1 protein-coding gene (only partly in view) is annotated in these 20,610 nt (G+C 74.2%); it reads left to right on the top strand.

Annotation, left to right across the window (positions count from 1 at the left end; translation table 11 throughout):
* Positions 1-20,610, top strand: the 3' portion of a protein-coding gene (locus D7147_RS06735) for a toxin glutamine deamidase domain-containing protein (RefSeq protein WP_147437359.1). The gene continues 9,417 nt to the left of window position 1, outside the view; 20,610 of the gene's 30,027 nt are visible here — the last part of the coding sequence; its start codon lies beyond the left edge, outside the window; it ends in the stop codon at positions 20,608-20,610.

The following is a 20,610-nucleotide window of genomic DNA, read 5'->3' as shown; positions in this document are numbered from 1 at the left end:
CCGGCGCAGGAGCCACCGCCGGCCCCGGCCACGGACCTCGTACCGCCGGGGCCGCCGGCTCCGGCCACGGACGTCGTACCGCCCGGGCCGGCCACGCCGACGCCGGCCGACGTCGCGCCGTCGGAGTCCGACGCGCCCGCACCCGGCACCCTCCCGCCACCCGCGCCCGGCACCGTCGCCGACACCACCGCCTCCACGCCGGAGACCGTCGTTCCGCCGGAGCCCGGCACGTCCGCCCCGGAGAGCGGCACGTCACCCGAGTCCGACAGCGACTCGGTCACCCCGGGCACGATCCTTCCGGAGGACGCCGAGGGCGCGCGTCGGCGCGATCAGGACCGGGCAGCCCGGAGCCGGGCGTTCCTGGGGCCCCTGCCGCATCCGCTGTCACCGCCCCCGGAGCAGCGCTCGGCCGTCACCGTGCACCCGAGCCTCTCCCCGACGCCGCCCGCGACGGACGGGTCGACGCCGACGTCCGCTCCCGGCGATCGGCGCCCCCCACTGCCGCACCCGGCCCCGGCACAGCCCAGCCCACCGCCGCCCCCGACGGCGAGCGGGTCCACCACGGACGCCAGCACCGCCGCGCCGGACCCGCAGGCGGCGAGCGGGTCCACCACGGACGTCAGCACCGCCGCGCCGGACGCGGAGGCGGCGCCGAGCGGCCCGATCCTCTGGACCGATCCGGTGGAGCTGCACGAGGCCGGTCTCCTCGACATCGTCGCGGGGCCGGACGGATCGGTGCTCTCCGGAAGCGAGCTGGCACAGCACGTCCGGGAGGCGCGCAGCGCGCACGGGGAGGATCCGGCACCGGATCGCGGCGCCGCCGTGGCCACCAGGACCATCCGCTGGATCAGGGACCAGGCCCGGGCCGCCACGACGGACAGCGCCATGGCCGCGCTGCTCGGCACCGGGCCGGCCACGAATCCACGGCCGCTCACCGTCGAGGTCGAGCTCGGCCTCCAGCCCGTCCCCACCGGCGAGACCACGGCCGACCGCACCGCGCGTGAGGCGCGGGAGGCGGACCTCGTCGCGTGGCTGACGAGCCAGGTGAACCTGCAGCTCACCCTCGGCCTCACCCGATGGAGCCAACGTCAGAGCGACGCGCCGGCCATCCCGCGTACGCGGGTGCGCTTCTCCGTGGTGCGGGAAGCCGCGGCCACGAACGGAGCCCCCGCCGTGGACCGCGTCCGCCTCCGCGCCGTCGAGCAGGTGCCGGCGACCGCCAAACCCCGGACGTCCCGCGGTCAGCGGGCGCTCATCGGCGGCGGCCGGACGATCGAGGTGCGGCGAGACCCGTCCACCGGGCAGCCCGCCGAGGAGGCCGGCGCGGCGATCGACGCGTTGGCAGTGGAGGTCGCGGCCGCGGCGGTGGGACGACACCGGTTCGCCGGGTCCGTGGAGCCGATCGGGGCGGCCCCGCAGCTACCCGCGCCGCAGGTGCGCCTGGTCGGGCGGTACGACGAGCTCGACGGGCACCCCGACGACGGGGTGGGTGGCGCTCTCACCGTGTACCAGCGGTTCCAGCGGAGCCTGGAGGCCGAGGTGAACCGGCGGATCGCCGAGCTGACCGGCGAGCAGGCCACGGCAGCGCAGGTCAGCGAGGTCGTCTCCAGGATCGGGTACAGCTACGGCGCCCGCCCGGTCGCCGGTGCGGAGCCGGGTCAGCGGCACCCGCAGCCGGTGGATGTCGAGTACACCCTCCCCCCGGCCCCGCCACCGGTGGACGACCAGCAGCGTCCGCGGATGGAGTACCTGAGCAGTTGGCGGCTGAGCCCGGCATCGACCGCCGGTCCCGGTTGGTGGCGCGCCGACTCCGCCGTCCCCGACGTCGACCAGATCCTGGCGGAGCTGCCGGAGTCGGCGTTCCGGCTGGTCAACGCCGAGTCGGCGGAAGCGGGTGAATCCCGTGGCAACCCGGAGCTGCTCGACTACTACCGCGCCGACGTCCGGTACGACGTGGCCCGCGTCGCCGTCGAAGAGACCGGGCCGTCGGGTGGACCGGCGACGTCACAGCCCGTCCGGATCTTCCGTACCCGGATCCATCTCGTTCCGCAGGAGGGCGTCGCCGACGCGGACGTCGAGTCGTTCATGGCGCATGCCCGCGCCGCGATCGCCCAGGAGATCAACGGCCGCTTCCGGTTCCCCGACGGCGACCAGTTCCACCTGGTCGTGGAGTTCACCGACACGGCGGACGCCGCGCACCACGTGATCCGGGTGCCGAAGACCGGCTCGATGACCTCCGGCGTCTGGCCGGTGACCGTCCTACGACCTGCCGAAGCGGACCCGGAGGTGGCCCCGCCCGACCCGCAGGAAGACACGCAGCGCATCCGGGACTCCGTCCTGCACGAAGTGATGCACCTGCTGGGCCTGCCGGACGAGTACCTGGCGGCCGGGGCCGCGGAGGGCGTGCACAGCACCGCCTCGGTCTTCCGGAACGCGTACCGCGATCCGCCGACCTGGCGCAGCCCCCGCCGACCCGACCTGCCGTCGGCGTTGATGCAGGACGTCAGCCGGGCCGGCGGGCCGGACATCATCGCGGCCCGCTACCTCTGGGAGCTGGCGTACATCCAGGAGAGCAGCACGGTCGCCCCGCTCACCACCGTGCGCAGAAGCGACGAGACCGTCGAGGTCGTCGCCGCGCCCGTCGACACCTGGTCGGACGGGGCACTGCACTCGGCGTTGGTCGACCGGATGCCCGACGAGCACTCCGCCGACACCAACGCGCGGATGGCGCAGAACCTGCGCTACGAACGCGACGCGACCGACGCCGTCCTGAGCCGGCCCGGGGAGTGGGTCTGGGGCCGCAACTTCGTCATGCTGCCCGCCACGGCGGCCGCGCGGATCGTCGACGGCGAGCGCTTCCTGCTGCGAGCCGAGAGCACCGAGTTCGACGAGGTCCCGCCCGGCTACGAGGTCGCCATCGTCGACTCGTACAGCTGGATGGTCGGGGACTCCGACGCGGAGCTGCGGTTCGTCGTACCCTCCCGGCTTCCGATCACCTTCGTCGAGCGTCCGGCAGACGGCTGGAGCCACTTCGTGCAGTCCGACCAGCTCACGGCGGCGGAGCCGGACGACGCCGCGCTCACCGGGGAGAACGACCCGGCCGAGTTCGCTCCGCCCGCGCCGGACGACCCGGACGCGATCCCGGACTTCGACGGGTCGGGGCTGGTGGTGGACCTGTCGGACCTGGTGCTGGAGGCGTCCGACTCCCCCGACCCGGCGTCCCACCGCCCGCCCCTACCGCCGCGCCCCGAGGCGGCCCGGGACAGCTCGACGTCGACGCCGGAGGTCGGCCGAACCGACCGGGAGCAACCGACCGAGCTCGCGAACGACCTGCGTACGCTGCTCAAGGCGGTGAACAACCCGTTCCGGCTGCCCTTCGCGCACCGGCGCGCCGTCGACGGGCCGCACGACGTGCTCAGCGCGAGCCTCGACCGGCTCACCGCCGAGCCGCTGGACCCGGCGTGGCGGGAGCAGCTGCCGGCGGTCCGGCAACAGCTGGACGTCCTCGCCCAGACCCTGCGGTCGGCCGCGACGACCGATCCCGACCTGCGGACCGGAATTCCGGAGCTGGACGTGCTCGTCGGCGATCTCGTGCGACGGATCGACGAGATCGCGCCGGAGCCGGCCCTCATCGACCTCGGCGACCCCGACAGCGCCAAGGAGAGCGGGGTGGACCCGGACGCGGGTCGGACCGGTCGCAGTGCGGGGCCCGCAACGGGCGGTGGTAGAGGTCCCGGCGGTGGACCGGCCCGGGTGATCCCGTCCCGGTTCGCCGACGACGCGGCGGCGCGGGCCGCGTACCCCTGGCTGGCGCTGGTCAATCCGAGCAGGTCGGACACGAACTGCGTGCTCACCGTGATCGTCTCGGACATGAACGCAGCCGAGGGCCGGAACTCCAGCTGGCAGGCGCCGCCGGAGCTCGCCCAGCCGGAGGAGCACCTGCTGAACTACCAGCGGCAGCGGTTGGGGTTGCCGGACGATGCCGCGCCGCCGGTGTACCGGACGGAGGTCGGGGCGGTCCGGGCAGCGATGGCGGCCGCGCCGCCCGGGACGCGGGGGGTGCTGCTCGTCCGGGATCCGGTGACGGCCGCCGGTCTGGGCGGCACGTCGCACGCGTTCAACGTGCTGCGGGACGAGACCGGTGTGGTCTTCCTCGACGGGCAGCACGGCGGGTTGGCCCGGATGCCCGCGTACGTCGGTGAGCTGTTGTTCCTCCCGCTGAGCGGGGACGTCGCCCGGCCGGAGGGCGCGGCGACGGTCGACCCGGCCGAGTTGAGCGGCACGGCCGGCACCCTCGGCAACGGCGAGAACCGCGACGACGCGCAGCGCCACGACACCGGTGGTGACGGCCGCACGCCGTCCGGTCCGGTCCCCGGCAGTTCCGGCTCCGGGCCGGGAACGCGGCGCGGCACGTCCGGGTCGCTGCGCCCGACCCTGCCGCCGCTGGTCGTGCCGCCGGTCCCGGTACGCGCCGGGAGCCTGCTGCCGCCGGTGGACGGGCCGGCGGCAGCCCTGCTGAACGAGCTGTACGCCTGGGAACAGCCGCCGCCCCCGCCGCACCCCACCGACCGGGTGCTCGGACCGGACCTGCTGGGCCTGCTGGAACCCGCGCCGATGCCGGACTTCCTGGCCGACGGCTTCTCCTACGACCAGCTGTACACCGACCAGCTCTACGCGTTCTTCGACTTCCTCGACATGACGCAGCCCGACCGGGTGGCGGGCTACCAGGTCCGGCCCGAGGACCTGCCCGCCTACCCCGAGACGGTCTGGCAGGACGTACGGGCGCCGAACCCGCAGGAGGGCACCCCGGACCGGCGGCGGTGGGCCCCGAACACCTCGCGGCTGCCCGAGGAGCTACGCAGGCTGCCGGACGTCATCGAGCTGCCCCTGATGGGGCACGCCATCTGGTTCGGCGGCCCGCTGACCGGCACCGCCGCGACCGACGACTTCCGGCGCAACATCGAGGCCTTCGCCCGCCGGACCGGCCGGGCGGGGTTCCGGACCAACCTCTTCACCGACGTCACCCGGGCCGAGTTCCTCGCGGCCGCCCGGATGCCGGAGTTCCGCAGCGTCGAGGAGACGGAGAACGATCGCCTCGACGCCGTCCGGGACATGCTGGTGTGGGCGCAACGGCACAACATCCGCCTCATCAACGTGCACGAGGTCTTCCACGCCGAACTCGGCCTGCCGATCCAGCGTTTCCTGCTGGCCGAGCTGAACAAGCAGCACGGTCGCGGCTACGCGGCGGCGGCCGACATCGTCAAGGTGCTGCTGCCGGTCCTCTTCGGAGGATGGCCGACCGACGGCGACAACTCGCTGTCGCGGGCGGTGCTCCACTTCGACGACGGGACGAGCACCCCGGCCTGGCTGGACGAGGTGATGACCCTCTTCCAGGAGGACGGGTACGCCGTACACGCCCAGCCGGATCGCCAGCTCGTGGGCAACTCGTCGCTCTTCTCCTCCCGCGGCCACCCCTTCTTCCGGCGCTACCTGGAGCGTCTGGAGGAGAACTACGGCAAGACCCAACGCACGCTGCTGCCGGTCCCGGACGACGAACGGCGCGAGGCGGCGGAGACGTGGGTGCGCCAACCGGCGTTGCGACCCCGCCGGCACTCGGTGATGAGCCGTACCGGCCCGGACAACCTGGCACGGTTGAGTCAGGACGTCGGCCACCGCAGGCCCTTCCCGGACCTGCCGCACCTGCGTCAGCTCCGAATGGGCGCGGCGAACAGCTGGATGTCCCGTCGCCCGTTCGATCCGCAGCGGGCGTACCTGCCGGACGAGGTGCCGGAGGTGCTGGCCCGGGTCACCGCCACACTCGTCCGCGGTCTGCACAACCGGGAGGGCGACCTGCACCTGACGGGTGTGGCGCCGGTGGTGAACGGTCTGCCCGACCCGGCCGCCGCCTGGGAGGCGGTGGTCGAGTACATCCTCGAGACCCCCGAGCTGGCCGATCGGGTCCGTACGGTCACCGACCGGACCCTGGTGCCACCGGAGCAGGCCGACGGGCCCGTCGACGTCGACGTGCTCGACCTGCCGCCGGTCGTCCGGCAACGGTTGGGCCTGGTCGAGGAGCCCGGTCAGGATCCGCCCGGCAGCTGGCGTCTGGCGGAGCTGTCCCGACCCGTGACGGTCGCGCCGCGGCGGACCGGCAACACGCCGCTGACCGCACTCGGCTCGGCCACCACCCCGCGCCGGCCGCGCTTCCTCGACAGCCCGCCGATCACCCCGGAGACGCCGCGCCGGTCCGGCCGCCCGGCGGGACTCGCGCCGCCCTCGCCGGCGTCGCCGCTGCTGCCGCGCTCACCGCGGTCGCCGCGCTGGCTCGCAGCGCCGGACTCCGGTGCGACGCCGTCGCCGGACGGGTTCGCCCGGCGGGACTTCGCCGATCAGTTGGTGACCGACCTCAGCGCGCTGAGCCTCGGGGAGTCCCGCGATCGGCGGCAGCACCTGGAGGCGGTGCAGGACGCGACGCGGTGGTGGGGCGAGACGGCCTCGGAGGGCCGGCTCGACGGCCTCTTCGCCGCAGTGCGCAACATCGAGGCGCTGCTCGGGCTGGGCGCCTCCGACGACAGGCCGCCGCTGCTGTCGCCGGAGGAGACCGCGACCGTCCTGGTCGGCGTGCACACCGCGGCGGACGGGGACCTCGCGGCGACGTCGGCGCGCCGGCGCGACCGCGTCGGCATGGCGGCCGACCAGCTCACCGTGCTCCTGGACCGGCTGAGCGACCTGCGTACACCCGCCCCCGAGGTCGCGCACCACCTGCTTCAGGCGCAACGTCACGCGGCCGACCTCCGGTCCACCCTGCACACCGCCGCCGACGCGCCCGGCGCCGTCCTGCCGGCGTCGCCGGGCGCGGACAGTCCACGCGGCGCGGCCCACGGACTGCTCGACCCGCCGACGCGCCGCTACCCCGGCATGACCCCGGACGGGCCGGAGGTCGCCGCCGACCCGTCCGCCGAGGTGTCGCAGGCGGTGCGGACGGCGGTGACCGCCCTGCCGGAGTGGGACGGCACCAGCGCCGACTGCGCGCCCCGGGTACGGGGCCTGCTCACCGCGTTGGGCGCCCGCAACCGCGAGCGGGACGACCAGTCGGGGCAGCGGGACGTCGACACGATCGCCGGCCAGCTCGGCGGCCGGTTCCGCGACTCGGACCTGGAGCGGCTGGCGGAGCTGCGCCCGGGCGCGGTGACGGCGGTCTGGGTGTCGATCCCGAACGACCTGATGCACGTCGTGCTGGTCGAACGGCTCGACGAAGACCGGCTCGTACAGGTCGAGACGCAGCCACGGCAGGGGAACACCTTCACCGCCTTCCGCCTCGACGACCGGTTGTCGGGCCGGGAGCCGCTTCCGGCGGTGTTCGGCGGCACGGTGCAGCTGGTCCTCGACGAGAACGGTGAACTGGGTCAGATCCGGCCCGCGAGCACCGGCTCGACCGCCGAGGATCCGGCGTCCACGGCCACTTCGGACGACTTCCCGGGCCCGCCGCAGAGCGCCCTGACCACCGAACAGCTGCACCCGAAGCCCGGCTGGACCCGGGAGCTGGCGAACGGCGTACGGCTGCTCCCGCCACCGCCGGAGGGCGCGGTCACCGCGGCCGACCTGGAGGCGGCCGCAGCACGCCTCACCGCCCCGCCGGGCGCGACCGTGGTGGCGGCCGTGCTGCCCTCCCTCGACATGGACCCGCCGCATCTCGCGACGACCGGTCAGACGGGCCTGGTCGAGGTCTCCGAGCTGCTCGACGACCTGCTTCCGTCCAGCACGGACCAGGTCCTCCTGCTCTACCTGCACGACGCCGACCTGAACCGGTCGGCGACGGCGGCGCGCGACCTCCAGGCGGTGATCGACGACCGACGTCGCCGGGGCGAGTCGGTTCCGGCCGCGGTCCTGGTGTCGGCGCCCGCCGCGCCGTCGGTCTGGGACTGGGTCGGGTGGCGGTCCGGGCCGCGGTGGATCCTGCACGGGTCGCTCTACAGGGACCTGCCCACGGCGCTGACCATGGCCCGGTCGACCACACCTCCGCCGATCGACCTGCACGCCGAGGTCCGTGCCCGGCTGCGGGGCGAGCCCAACCGGTACGGCTACACCGACGCGTCGCTGGCCGCCCGGCTCGCCGCCGAGCAGGGGTTGGACGACGGCGAGTACCCGGTGCTGCCGACCTACTCGGCCACGATCCCGCCGGCCGCGCCCGACCGTGGGCCGTTCGGGTCCCGGGTACGCGTGCCGATCGGCGACGCGGAGCACCCCGCGGACCGGCTCCAGCGGGTCCGCGACTGGCTGCGGCTGGGCGTGCTGCGGCCGGTGCCGGGGCCGGGCGAGCGGACCGTCGAGGTGCAGCTGCCCGACGGGTTGCACGGCGGAACGGTCACCCTGCCCCGCTCCGGCCGCGACCCGGAGCAGCACCTGGTGGTCCTGGCGCCGAAGTTCCTGACCGTGCCGGACGCGGAGGGTCAGCCGGTCCGGCACGAGCTGGACCTCTGGGTGAACGAGCACGCCGACGGCCAGCTGGTGGCGACGGAGGCGCACGCCGCCGTCCGGGCTCTGCTGCTCGACAGCATCCCGCCGGACTCGCTCGGCCGCGTCCGCGTCGAGACCGGGCTGCTCAACGACCAGACGGTCGACGGTCACCCACCCGGGACGCTGCTGCGGTCGACGGCCGACGGTGAATGGATCACCGCCGAGCAGTACGTGCAGTCGATGCTGCCGCCGACCGGCGACGGTCAGGACCGGCCGATCGTGGTGCTGCCCTATCCACCGGGTGACATCGCCTGGCCGGAGACCCCGTTCCACCAGGCGCTGGAGCAGCACGCCATCGTGGTCTCCCAGCGTCGCGAGCAGCGCAGGGTCGAGGGGCGCGAGACCGACCAGCACTGGGCCGCCCGGCAGGGCGGCAACGCGGTCTGGACCAACCGTGAGCAGCGCGGCGTCGCCCAGATCCGCCGGTCGAGCCTGGCCACGCTGCTCACCGACCTGACCGGTGGCCGGCGACCGGGCGGCCGGGCGTACTCGGGCGAGGCGGCGGTCCACGCGCTCGCCCAGGCGGAGACGCCGGTGGCGGCCGAGGTGTTGACCGCGGCCCGCCGGGCCTTCGACACCGCCCCGGTGCCGGTGACCGACCAGCCCCGCTGGCTGCCCCTGCCGGCGACCCTGGGGCAGGCCGGCGCGCGGACGGCCGAGGGCTGGCTGCGCCACCAGGAGCTGGCCGTCCTGCACCCCGACGAGCGGTACGTCCAGACCCGGATCGCGGTGCCCGGCCGCTACGTGCGGGACGTGTCGGTCGAGTTCGCCAACGGTCAGCGGCGCAGCTACCAGCTGGTCGACCTGGCCGCGGTCGTGGCCGACCGGCCGCGGGTCCGCGCGTACGCCAACGGGAACCTGCGGTTGGAGACCGCCGGCGCCGGCCGGCAGAACCCCCCGACGCCGGCCCCACCCGGCTACGTCGACCCGCCGGCCTACGAACCACCACCGGCCGGCACACCGCAGGCCGGCCGGCCGGCCGAATCGCCGGCCCGCTCGCAGGTGGCGCCGACGCCCGGCGGCGACCGTGACCGGCAGGCCCGGGAGCGGGAGACGCTGGGGTCGCTGCCGCACCCGCTCCCCGGCGCGCCGGCACAGTCCCCACCGGACGGTGACGTGCTCACGGAGCTGGCCGCACCGCCTCCGCCCCTGACCCGGCAGCTCCGGCCGTTCGGGTCCCGGCCGGCCTCCTCCGTCAACACCCTGCGTACGGCCGGACTCGCGCGCATCGTCGAGCCGACCGACGCGACCGCGCCCCTCTTCGGCGAGGCGCTCCGCGACAAGCTGGACGAGCTGCCGCCGGACGACCCGGCGGCGGACCTGCCGTCGGACGGGGCGCCCACGCAGAAGACGGTGGACTGGATCCGGGCCCGGGCCGAGGTCGCCACGAGCGACGCCGCGCTGAACCGGCTCTGGCCCGGCGGGCCGAAGGCCGACGAGCGGCTCGCCTTCGACCTGACCATCGCCGCCCACGGCGATCCCGCCACGCTCGAAACGCTCGGGGAGTGGCTCACCGCCGTGCTCAACCGGGAGGCGAACCTGCGCCTCGTTCGCTGGGCGCAGCGCAACGGCCACGCCACGGTGCCGCAGGCCCGGGTCTCGTTCACCCTCCAGCCGCCGGCGAACTGGTCGAAGCAGTCGGACTGGGTCAAGCTCGCGTACCGCAGGGAAGCGGTGGCGCCTCCGAAGCCGCGCACGCTCACCGGCCAGCGGGAGAGCCTCGTCCGCGCCCGGCAACTGGACCTGCCGTGGCCGCCACCGGGCGGGGCGGAGAGCGTCCGCGCGGTCGCGCGGGAGATCGCGGCCGAGGTCGCGCCGCTCGCCGTGACGGCCGACCGGAGCGCGGCCCGGCCACCCCGCATCGAGCTGTTGGGGCAGTACGACGAGAGCCTCGGCAACGAGGACGCGGCCCGCGCCGCGCGCGACGAGGTCCGGCAGGCCTTCGTCGTGGAGCTGCACGACGCGGTCCGGCAGGCGCTCACGAACGACGCCGCCGATCGAGCCGCGATGGCGGCGGTCAACCGGCTCCACGACGCACGGGACGCCGATGATCCGCCGCCGGACGCCGACGAGATCGCCGCCGCGGCGGCGGCCGGACGGGCGGGGCACACGCCGCCGACGAGCGAGTCCGTCACCCGGATCGTGGAGCGGGTCGTTGCCACCGGCATGCGCGCGGCACCGCAGGGCACGACCGCGCCGGGCTCGACGCCGCAGCCCTCGCCCGTGGTGATCAAGTTCGTGCCGCCCGGGCTGCCACCGGCGATCTACGATCCGGCCGACCCGGTTCCGGACCTGCTGAGCGCCTGGAACACGAGCAGCGCCCTGGTCGGGGAGGACGGCTGGTGGCGCGCCGGCTCGCCGGCGGCCGGGCTGGACGCGGTCGTCTCGGCGCTGCCCCGCGAATCGTTCCGTACGGTCGACACCGAGGTCAGGGACGTCACCGACCCGATTCGCGGGGACGGCATGCTGAGCTGGTCCGGCTCCACGGTGCGCTACGACGCGGCCCGCGTCCTGGTCGAGCAGCACGACCCGGACGGTGCCCTCCTGTCGTCGACTCCGGTGCGCGTCCTGCGGCTGCGCCTGCACCTGAAGCCGCAGAGCGGGGTGTCCTGGTCGGACGTGACGAAGTTGCAGCGGCACGCGGAGCAGGCGGTCCGCCGGCTGAACGAGCGGCTGAACCTGCCCGGCGGTGACCAGCTCCACGTGCAGGTGGTGTTCACCGCCGAGGACTGGGCCCACCACGTCATCGCCGTGCCGAAATCGCTGCCGGGCTCCGCGAACGCCGACTCGGGCAACTGGCCGGTCAGCCTGCTGGCCGGCGACGAACCGGCCGCCACGGAGAAGCTCGTGCAGGACGTGCTGCTGCACGAGATGCTGCACCTGCTGGGCCTGTACGACGAGTACCCGTCCCTCCCCGGCACCGGGCCGGAGCAGCGGCGGATCTTCGGGGTGCCGAGGCGCAGCGCGGCAGCGCACCCCTCGGCCACGACGTACCAGGATTCGGCGGTGGAGCGGGCGCCGGCGCGTACCGACAGCCCGGCCCTCATGGGGTATCTCCCGAACAGTCGGTCCGAGCTGATCGCGGTGCGCTACCTGACGCGGATCTGGCAGACGCAGGAGAACCAGGTGGTGCCGCCGGTGACGACGGTTCGTCGCGTGGGCGCCCACGTCACCTCGGTCGTCGCGCCGGGAGCGAAGGTGGCGAACATCGGCGCGCCGTGGCCCGCCAGCTCGCAGATCTGGGGGCCGGAGGCGTCGGGGGCGGCGATGGCGTCGACACCGCCACCGGCGCCGGTGCTGGCCGAGCCGCCCGCCTCGATCCCCGACACCCCGAACGTTCCGCCCGACAGCCGCTCCACCGTGCCCGAGAGACGCACCACGGTACGGTTCGACACCCCGATCGACAGCCGATCCGCCACCACGTCGGAGACCTCCGCCCGGGAGGGCGACGTCCGGCGTACCGGTGCGGCCGACCCGCCCGCGCCGCGACGGCGACGGGTCCTCCGTAAACCGAATCCGCGACCGGCGGCGAACCCGCGCGCCGCCGGCCCCCGGCACGTGCCGGACCGGCGCGCCCACACCCCCGCGCTGACCTCCCTGGAGCCCACCCGGCGCACCCGCACCGACCCGGGCCAGGTGACGCCGCTCAGCGCGACGACGAGCCAGCCGTGGCAGGTGCGGCAGCGGTTGGCGACCATGTCCGCGGCGGACCTGCGCACGTACCGGCGGTGGGCGGACGAGGTGATCGCGGAGCGGCAGCGGCAACCGGGCGTCCCCGCCACCGTCGGCACGCTCGCCCCCGTGCGGCGCACCGAACTCGTCGACCGCGTGGTGGACCTGCTGCGCACGAACGACCACCTGGAGCGGCACGAGACCGAGCGCCTGGCGGGCGACCTCATCGACCGGTTCCTGCGGGAGGGTCCCGCGCCGCTGCCCGCACCACCGTTCCGGCGCGACCTCGACAGCACGTTCGTCTTCGATCCGGGCACGATCGAACTCTCCTGGGCGAACCGGGCCGAGCTGGACGCCTACGTCCGCTCGATCGCGGCCGAGTCGGCCCGCCGGGCCGACGAGGGACTGCCGCCGCTGCGCCTGCACGTGGAGGTCGGGCCCGGCCAGAGCAGCCGGCTCGTCGACCGGCTCGTCGAGCAGGTGCTGCCCGCGCTTCCCGGCTCGGACGGGACCCGCCGGGGACCGGGCCGGCGGATCGCCGACTCCCGCGCGGCCGGGCTCACCGCGACCCTCCAGGAGCTGCTGGCCCGGCACGCCGGGCCGGGAAGCGAGGTGGCGCTCACCAGCCGCGTGGTGACCACGCCGCTGCCCGGCGCGGGCCCGTTCGGTCGCGGTCCTGGCCGGGACTGGGCACGGATCTGGGTCGGCGTGCCGGCGGGCGAACCCGGTCGCCTCGGCGGCGCCGGCGCGCCCGCCCGGGACGGGCTGGGCGACCAGCGCTGGGATCCGTGGACCCCGGAGGAGACGGTCGCGTCGGAACCCTCCCGGGCCCGCACGGACGGGCCACCGTCGGGTGGACGCCGTCGCGGCCGCCGCGCGCGGCAGGTCACCGCGCGCGGCACCACTGGATCGCGCGGCGGCGCGCCGCGCACGCCCCGGCCGGCGGCGCGTCCGACCGTGACCGACTCCCCGCGCCAGGGCGGCTCCGTGCAGCCACCGGCGGACGCAACCCGCTCCGCGGCGTCGACGTTGCCGGCCGCCAGCACGCTCGCCCCCGCCGACGCCGACGGCGCCCTGAACGCCTACCAGGCGTTCCGAACGAACGCGCTGCCCGCTCTGACCGGCCCCGTCGCGGAACCGCCGGTGGCGGACGCCCTCGCCTGGTCCACCCGGCCGGGGGCGCTCGCCCGCCCCACCGCGGACGTCCTCGACAACTTCGGGCTGCGCGCGGTGGTGTCCCAGGAGAACAGCATCTTCGCCGCGATCGCCGCCACCCTCACCCACTACCAGCTGCCCGGCGGTGACCTGCTCACCCGCCAGCCTCCCGACGCGTGGCCGACCACCATCGCCGGAATGATCCTGGCGGAGCTGCGGGGCGACGAGACGCCGGGCCCCCGGATCGGCCTCGACCACACCGACGAGGCGACCGTCCGCGAGGTGACCACCTGGATCGGCAACGGCCTGCCGTCGGACCAGGTGCCGGCGGCGATCCTCACCGCGCTGCACCTCGACGACGGCGCGGAGGGGAAGCTCCAGGCGATGCTCACGCTCACCGCCAACCTGATCGAGCGCCCGATCGCCATGGTCTTCCCCAACGGGGAGACCATCCTCACCGGCCCCACCGACCAGGGGCGGGGAGCCGTGCTTCTGGTCGCCACCGACGACGGCGAGCTGCTGGCCACCGCCCCCCGCAGCGGTGCGCCGGCGCTGCTGCGGGCCGACGCCGAGCAGGTCCTGGTCACGCAGGATTCCGGCGCGGCGGGGCATCTGCCCAGCGACGTCGCCTCCTTCGGCGTCCTGCACCTGTTCCTCCAGAGCGTGCTCGGCGACGGCGCCGAGGTGCCCCTGCCGGCGCCCGACACGGCCGCCGCATCCCTTCCGGAGGCGCTGGCCGGGACCGCGCCGGCGACCGGCAGCACCCTCGCCGACCTGCTGAGCCGGACCCGGGCCGCCGCTGCCGCGTCCACGCCGCCCCCCGCGCCGGACCCGGCGAGCTGGGCGGTGCTGCCGCGGGATTCGACGACGGTGAACCGGCTCACCGACTTCCAGGCCGCCCGGCTGGCCGAGGCCGGCGCCGGCGCGGTGTGGACCCCTCCCGGACCCGACGCGTTCTTCGAGGCGCTGCTGCAGGCCGCCGCGCACGGCCAGCCGGGGCTCGCCGGGCTCGCCGGCTGGACCGCGCCCGCGCTGCGTCACGCCCTCGCCACGCTGCTGCAGGCCGACCTGGCGGCCACCGGCGGCACCGCCGCTCCCCTGCTGGGCCTCTCGCCGCAGGTCCTCGGGGCCCGGCGCGACAACGTTCTGCAGTGGATCAGGAGCCTCACCACGCCCGGCGCAGACCTGCCCGCGCACACGCCCCGGCGGATCGCGCAGGTGCTCGCGCAGGTGCTCGGGGTGCGGGTGGAGCTGGTCCACCCCGGCGGGGTCCAGGTCGTGCCGCGCAACAGCACGGCCGCCCTCGACCTGACCGACGCACCGGTGCTGCGTCTCGTGGTGACCGCGGACGGCCACGTGATGCCCACCGTGCCGGCGTCCGATCGGCATGACGCGATCCGCCGGCCCGCCGACGTCGAGGGCGACCCCGCGGACGCGGCGCCGAAGCCCGACGAGAACTCGCCGGAGGCCTCCGGCAGCGAGCCGGCGACGGTACGCGCGCCGAGGCCGGACTCGATCGTGCACACCATCGGCATTCCGCACCGGACCCTGCCCTACCTCGACGAGGTGGTCGACCGGATCGTGGCGGCCGTGCAGGCGCGCGGTGTGCAGGTGCCGGAGAACGACCGCACAGTGCTGGCCTCCCGCCTGCTCAGCAACTACCGGGAACTCGTCGGCGGCGGCCACCTCGTACAGATCGGCACGGTCGAGCTGCTGGTCCGGCTCGACCCGACCGACGCCGCGCTCGCGCCCGATCCCGGGTACGCGCAGCCGGCGCGGCCGGCGATCGACGACTGGGACGCCGAGGACGAGGGCTCGACCGGCACCAACGAGAAGGGCAAGGGTCGCGCCGACGCGATCGACCCGAAGAAGATCTACCACGCGAACCAGGCGACGACCGGCGGCTTCAACACGGGCGGAACCTCGCACACCAACTCCGGACAGGCGGGCGCGCTGCGCGCCGGCCTCGGATTCGGGGTCGGCGTCGGCATCGCGCCGGGTCTGCTGCAGGTGGTCCGGTTCGGCGTGAGCGTCGCCGGCACGGCCAACAAGGTCGACCGCAGCACGACCAACGTCAAGGACGCCGAGTCGGGCCGGGTGGAGGACAACCGGATCGACTCGACGCTGGTCTCGTACACCCCGAACTGGACGCTGCGGGTACGCGACGATGCCTCGCCGTCGGTGCCCTGGGCCCGCAGAGACACCGCGCCGGCCTGGGCGGACCTCCCACCGGAGTGGTCCAGCGCGGCCGAGCATCCGACCGGCCAGGAGCCGATGGAGGTCTGGATCCCCGACCACTACCTGGAGGACGGGAAGCCGCAGGTGGTCGCCGCGCCGCCCACCGACGACCGGCTGCGCGCGGAGTTCGAGGCTCGGCAACAGCGGATCCCGGACACCTACTCGGCCACCGGGCTCACCGGGCTACCCGAGCTCTACCACCAGATCGTGAACGGGCTGCGGGAGATGGGCCTGGAGCTCGCCGCGGACGGCCCGGAGCGCCGCGAGCTGCGGCAGACCCTGTGGAAGTTGGGCATCAACCTCGACGCGGCGATCAACGACCGGGAAGAGGGCTACCCGATCACGCTGCACGACAAGCACGGCAACGTCGTCGCCCAGCTGAACGTGCACACCAGCCGGGTGCCGGGCACGGCCCGCCGGCAGGGGGCCACCAGCGCCAAGTCGCACATCGAGCGGGTCAGCACCGCGATCATCGCGCACAGCGGAAACTCGGGTCTCGCCAACCAGAGCGAGCTGCGGGCCAGCGGCGAGCTGAATCTCGTACCCCTGCCGGGGCTGGTGCTCGGGCCGAACGTCGGCTTCGGCTGGAGCTGGACCAACCAGGACGCGATCAACGCCGGGCGAACCGGCATCTGGGTGCACGTCTCGCGGTACACCGGCCCGACCGCCGCCTACCAGGAGGACCTGCGGCACGACGTCGAGCTGAGCGCGTCGAGCCGGCCCGACGCCGAGCCGCGGCGCATCACCGGGGTGACCGGCACGGCGATGCTCCGCCTGCCGGTGGTGGAGGCGTTCACGCACCGGTATCCAGTCGACCTCACCTCGTTCCGTCAGCCGCTGCCACCCGGCACGTCGGCCGTCCCCTACGCGCCGGGGCTGATCGACGACGGCAGTACCCCGGCGAGCGAGCTGCACGACGCGATCCTGCCGCACCACGTGGCGCGGGGCCGGGGCATCGGCATGGGGCTGGCCAAGGTCGACGACCACGTCGCCGCCCAGCTGCGGCGGCAGATCCTGGCCGAGCTGCGCCGCACCGGGTACGTTCCACACCGCTCGCGGCATCCGTTCGCGAAGAACCCGAAGCTCGGCACGGACGTGCACATCGGCCGCAACAGCCGCTTTGCGAACCTCTCCGACGTCAACAAGTTCGTCTCCAGCAACGCCTTCTCCGCCTACTACGACCAGCTCCACCAGGACGGCTTCTCCTTCACCCTGCGTGGCGACCCGAAGGACGGGCGGCTGCGGCAGGCCCGGGTGACCCTGGAGGCGACCCAGGACCCCGCCGAGCTGGGCCGGCTCGGCGAGAACAACAACTCCGCCCACCTGCGGCGGCGGACCAACGAGTACCACCTCGTGAACCTGTCGATCGGTGGCAGCGCCGCCTCGTACTCGGCGAGCGGGTCGCGGACGTTCTCGGTCGGTCCCCGTTTCTCGGCCGGGGTGCGGCTGATGCAGACCTGGGGCATCGGGCTGGAGTACGCGTACACGAAGGGCGCGTCGCAGACCGCCGGGCGGGTGCTCAACGAGCCTCAGCTGCTGGAGTATCCGGGCGCCTCGAACGAGTACCGGCTGCCGAGCCGGTTCCGGGCCCGCGTCGAGTACGACCACTGGACCCGCCGGCGTGGGCCGGACGGGGCGGCCCGTCGGTTCCGCGGTGGCGGGCGCACCTGGAACAGCGGCACGGTCGACGGCGCGTCCACCGTGCACCTGATACCAGCGATCAACACGCAGCACCTCGAGACGGTGCCGACGGGCGAGCCCACCGACCCGAGCGTGATGGAGCAGGCGGTCGTCTACTACATCGACGCCACCGGTCTGCTCCAGGCGGCGCGCGACCTCCAGCCCACGCTGACCGGTCCCGGCCGGCCGGGCGACGAGGACGTGGCGAACTTCGTCAGCACGGTCTCGGTGCGGTCGTACCTGAAGGAGATCCTGCAGGACGAGTACGGGTCCGAGAACTTCTTCAAGTCCGGGTTCTTCGGCCACAAGCAGGGTGCGCTCGGGGTGCACGGCGCGCTCGGCCCCAGCGCCTTCGTCGGCGCCACGCCCGACAAGTTCGTCGCCGGTCTGATCAAGCTGTTCCTCTCCCAGACCTCCCACTCGCGCAGCAGTGGTCACGGGATCAAGGTCTCCGGTGACGACAAGCTCAAGGTCCCGTTGTCCGACGTCGACAACCTCTCCTCGATCGCGGGCCAGAGCTCCGCCTGGTTCAGGCTCGGCTGGAACAAGTCGAAGTCGATGTCGCGCACCGGTGGTAAGGAGATCCTGGAACTCAGCTTCCACCGGGCGTACGCCTTCGTGAGCACCGTCGACCTCACGGTCAGCGGCGTCCGCGAGTCGCACGGGAAGTTCCGGCCCACGGGGGTGGACCGGCCCGACGCGGAGCACGTGGGCGAGCGTCCGATGGTCTACCTGCTTCCGGAGCCCAACGCGCTCGAGGGGTTCGGTGACGGCCGCCTGCCTGTCGACCACGGGCAGGTGATGGACGCGCTGCGGCGCTGGAAGGACGGCAACGGGGATCCCGAGGAGCGGCTCGAACTCGACGCACGGGTGGTGCGTACCGTGCTGGACCGGTTGGACCGGGAGGCCGAGGGGCTGGCGGAGGACCCGAACCGGGACGAGCGGGCGGCGTTGCGGCTCCTGCTGGACGACCCCACCCACGACGCCCTCAGCAACCGGCTCCTCGAACTCGGGCTGACGAGCGCCGACGAGCTGAACATCCCCGACTACCTGGAGCCGGGCGGCCCGGTCACCCTGGGGCACAGCGGCATCGAATCGCTGAAGTTCCATCGGCCCGCCCCGGCGACCGACACGCCCACCCCGGCCGGCCCGTCCCGCCCGGCGACCACGCCCGTCCCGGCGGAGGCTGCGACCCCGGACCGGTCGACGATCCGCCCGATCGAGATCCTGCGCGAGGCCATCGAGACGGCGGCGCCCGGGCTGCTCGGCGCCCACCGTACGCAGTGGACGCCGAACAAGGCGGATCGGAGCGGTCTGGAGCTGTGGTACCGCCGCGTCGTCGGCGAGAAGGTGGTCATGGGGCAGCTCGTCGGCGGCCTCGACATGATCGACGGACTCTTCTCCGGCACCCGGTTGCAGCCGATGAGCGAAGACCTCCTGCAACTGCACGGCACCACCCTGCTCCTGGCCAACCGGGTCGGTCCGCTCCTCGCCGACGTGGTGGAGATCAAACTGAATCTGACGCTGAAGTCCCGCCCGGAGATCTTCGACTTCGTCAACAGGTTCGGCATCGAGAACTACAGCCACGCGCACAGCGGGCAGAGCGAGGGCCGGTCGAAGGGCATCTCGTACGGCTTCTCGCCGGCCAAGACCGAGTTCGGCGGCGCGGGGAACACCTCGAACACCAGCGGCGCCGTCGACGCCAACTTCTCCGGTGGCACCAGCTCCGGCGTGACCCAGTCGCACCAGAGCACCGAGGAGCAGACCGTCTACGACTGGGTCGCCCACTACCTCGCCCGCTCGGCTGTCTCCTTCGACGTCGAGGTCACCCGCCTCAACATGCCCAACCGGCCGGTGAACAACCTGCTCACCGACATCTACCGACACGTCACCGGGCATCACGAGCCGGTGCGGCGCGGCTTCGACGGCGAGCTGGTGCTGCGGCTGCCGCACAGCATCGTCGAGGCCCGCCGGCTGCCGCACTCCATCGACGAGGGGAACCTGAAGCCGCTCACGCGGCTGCCGGGCGACAAGTACATCGTCAGCGCCCGGCTCGACGACGCGCTCACCGTGGGGTGGGACCTGCTGGGCCGGATGTTCGGCACCGAGGCCAACGACGCCACCTTCCGCTCGTCGGTCACCCTGCCACCGCTGCTCTCGCCGAGCCACCTCAGCAACTTCCTGCACAAGGCGGTGGCGGGCGGACGCCACAAGCTCGCGGACGACATCTTCCTGCCCGGCCACTCCCGGACCCGGGCCAGCCTGTACCTGGTGGGCGACCTCTACCACCTCAAGGTGCTCTACCCCATCGAGGGCAGCGGCACCGGGCGGTACGCGAAGGACCAGGCCGGTACGAGCGTCAGCGCGAACCGGAGTCACCTGCGCGGGGCAGTGGTGGGCGGCGTCAACCAGAACCTGCCGCTGGGGGTGAACGACGCCGCCGCGCCGACCGACCCGGCGCACTCGCACAGCGGTGGACTGAACACCGAGCAGTCTCGGGTCGCACCGCGCGGAGACGGCATCGGGCAGACCGTCAACTACCGCTACGAGCAGCACCTCAAGCAGCAGGGGCGGCTCTACGCGGTCGAGATGCGGTTCAAGGGTCACCTCGAGGCGGAACGCGTCGAGGAGGGCGTCGAGTCCATCCCCAACGGCAGGTTCGTCAGCGACCCGATCGTCGGTCCGGTCTACGCCCAGCTCTTCGGCTACGAGGTGGTCGACCTGCTGGAGCAGTTGGAGGGCGCGGCGGAGCCGGGCCCGGCGACCGACCCGAGCAGGTGGCCCCGGCCCGACGCGCACACCCCGCGCCACAACCTCGACCAGCTCTTCAGCGGGGCGCTACGGCTCGGCGGGGACCACCTCACCGTCGCCGAGCAGGTCTCCCGCTACATCCGCGGCCACGCCCGCACCAACCAGGTCGTCCTCTCCGCCTCCGTCTCCCGGCAGGTCTACGAGCGGTACCTGGTCGTCGAGGAGTGGGCGATCGACCAGCTCACGTCGCACGATCCGGCGGCGGCAGAGCGGCTGCGGCAGCAGCGCGGCGAGGCCCGTTACCAGCTCATGTGGCAGATGGCCGGCATCGCGTCGCCGCCGCCGTCGCAGATCGAGGCGGTACGCACCCGCACCGCCGCCCTGATCGACCTGGTGCGGAAGTACGACGCCGCGCTCACTCCGCCCGACGGGTTCGCCCCCGAGACCTACGATCCGGTGCTCACCGCCCGGCTGATCGCGCACAACCTGCGTCGGTACGTGCACCTCACGGTGACCCTCAGCGACGGCAGCCGGGTCCGCCTGCGCATCGATCCCGCCGGGCACGTGGTACGGGAGGACGAACCGGAGCCGGCCTGA

It is taken from the genome of Micromonospora musae (assembly GCF_003626545.1).
Classification (GTDB): domain Bacteria; phylum Actinomycetota; class Actinomycetes; order Mycobacteriales; family Micromonosporaceae; genus Micromonospora; species Micromonospora musae.
Note: the sequence above shows the minus strand (reverse complement) of the source record. Positions and strands in the feature narration are given on the sequence as shown.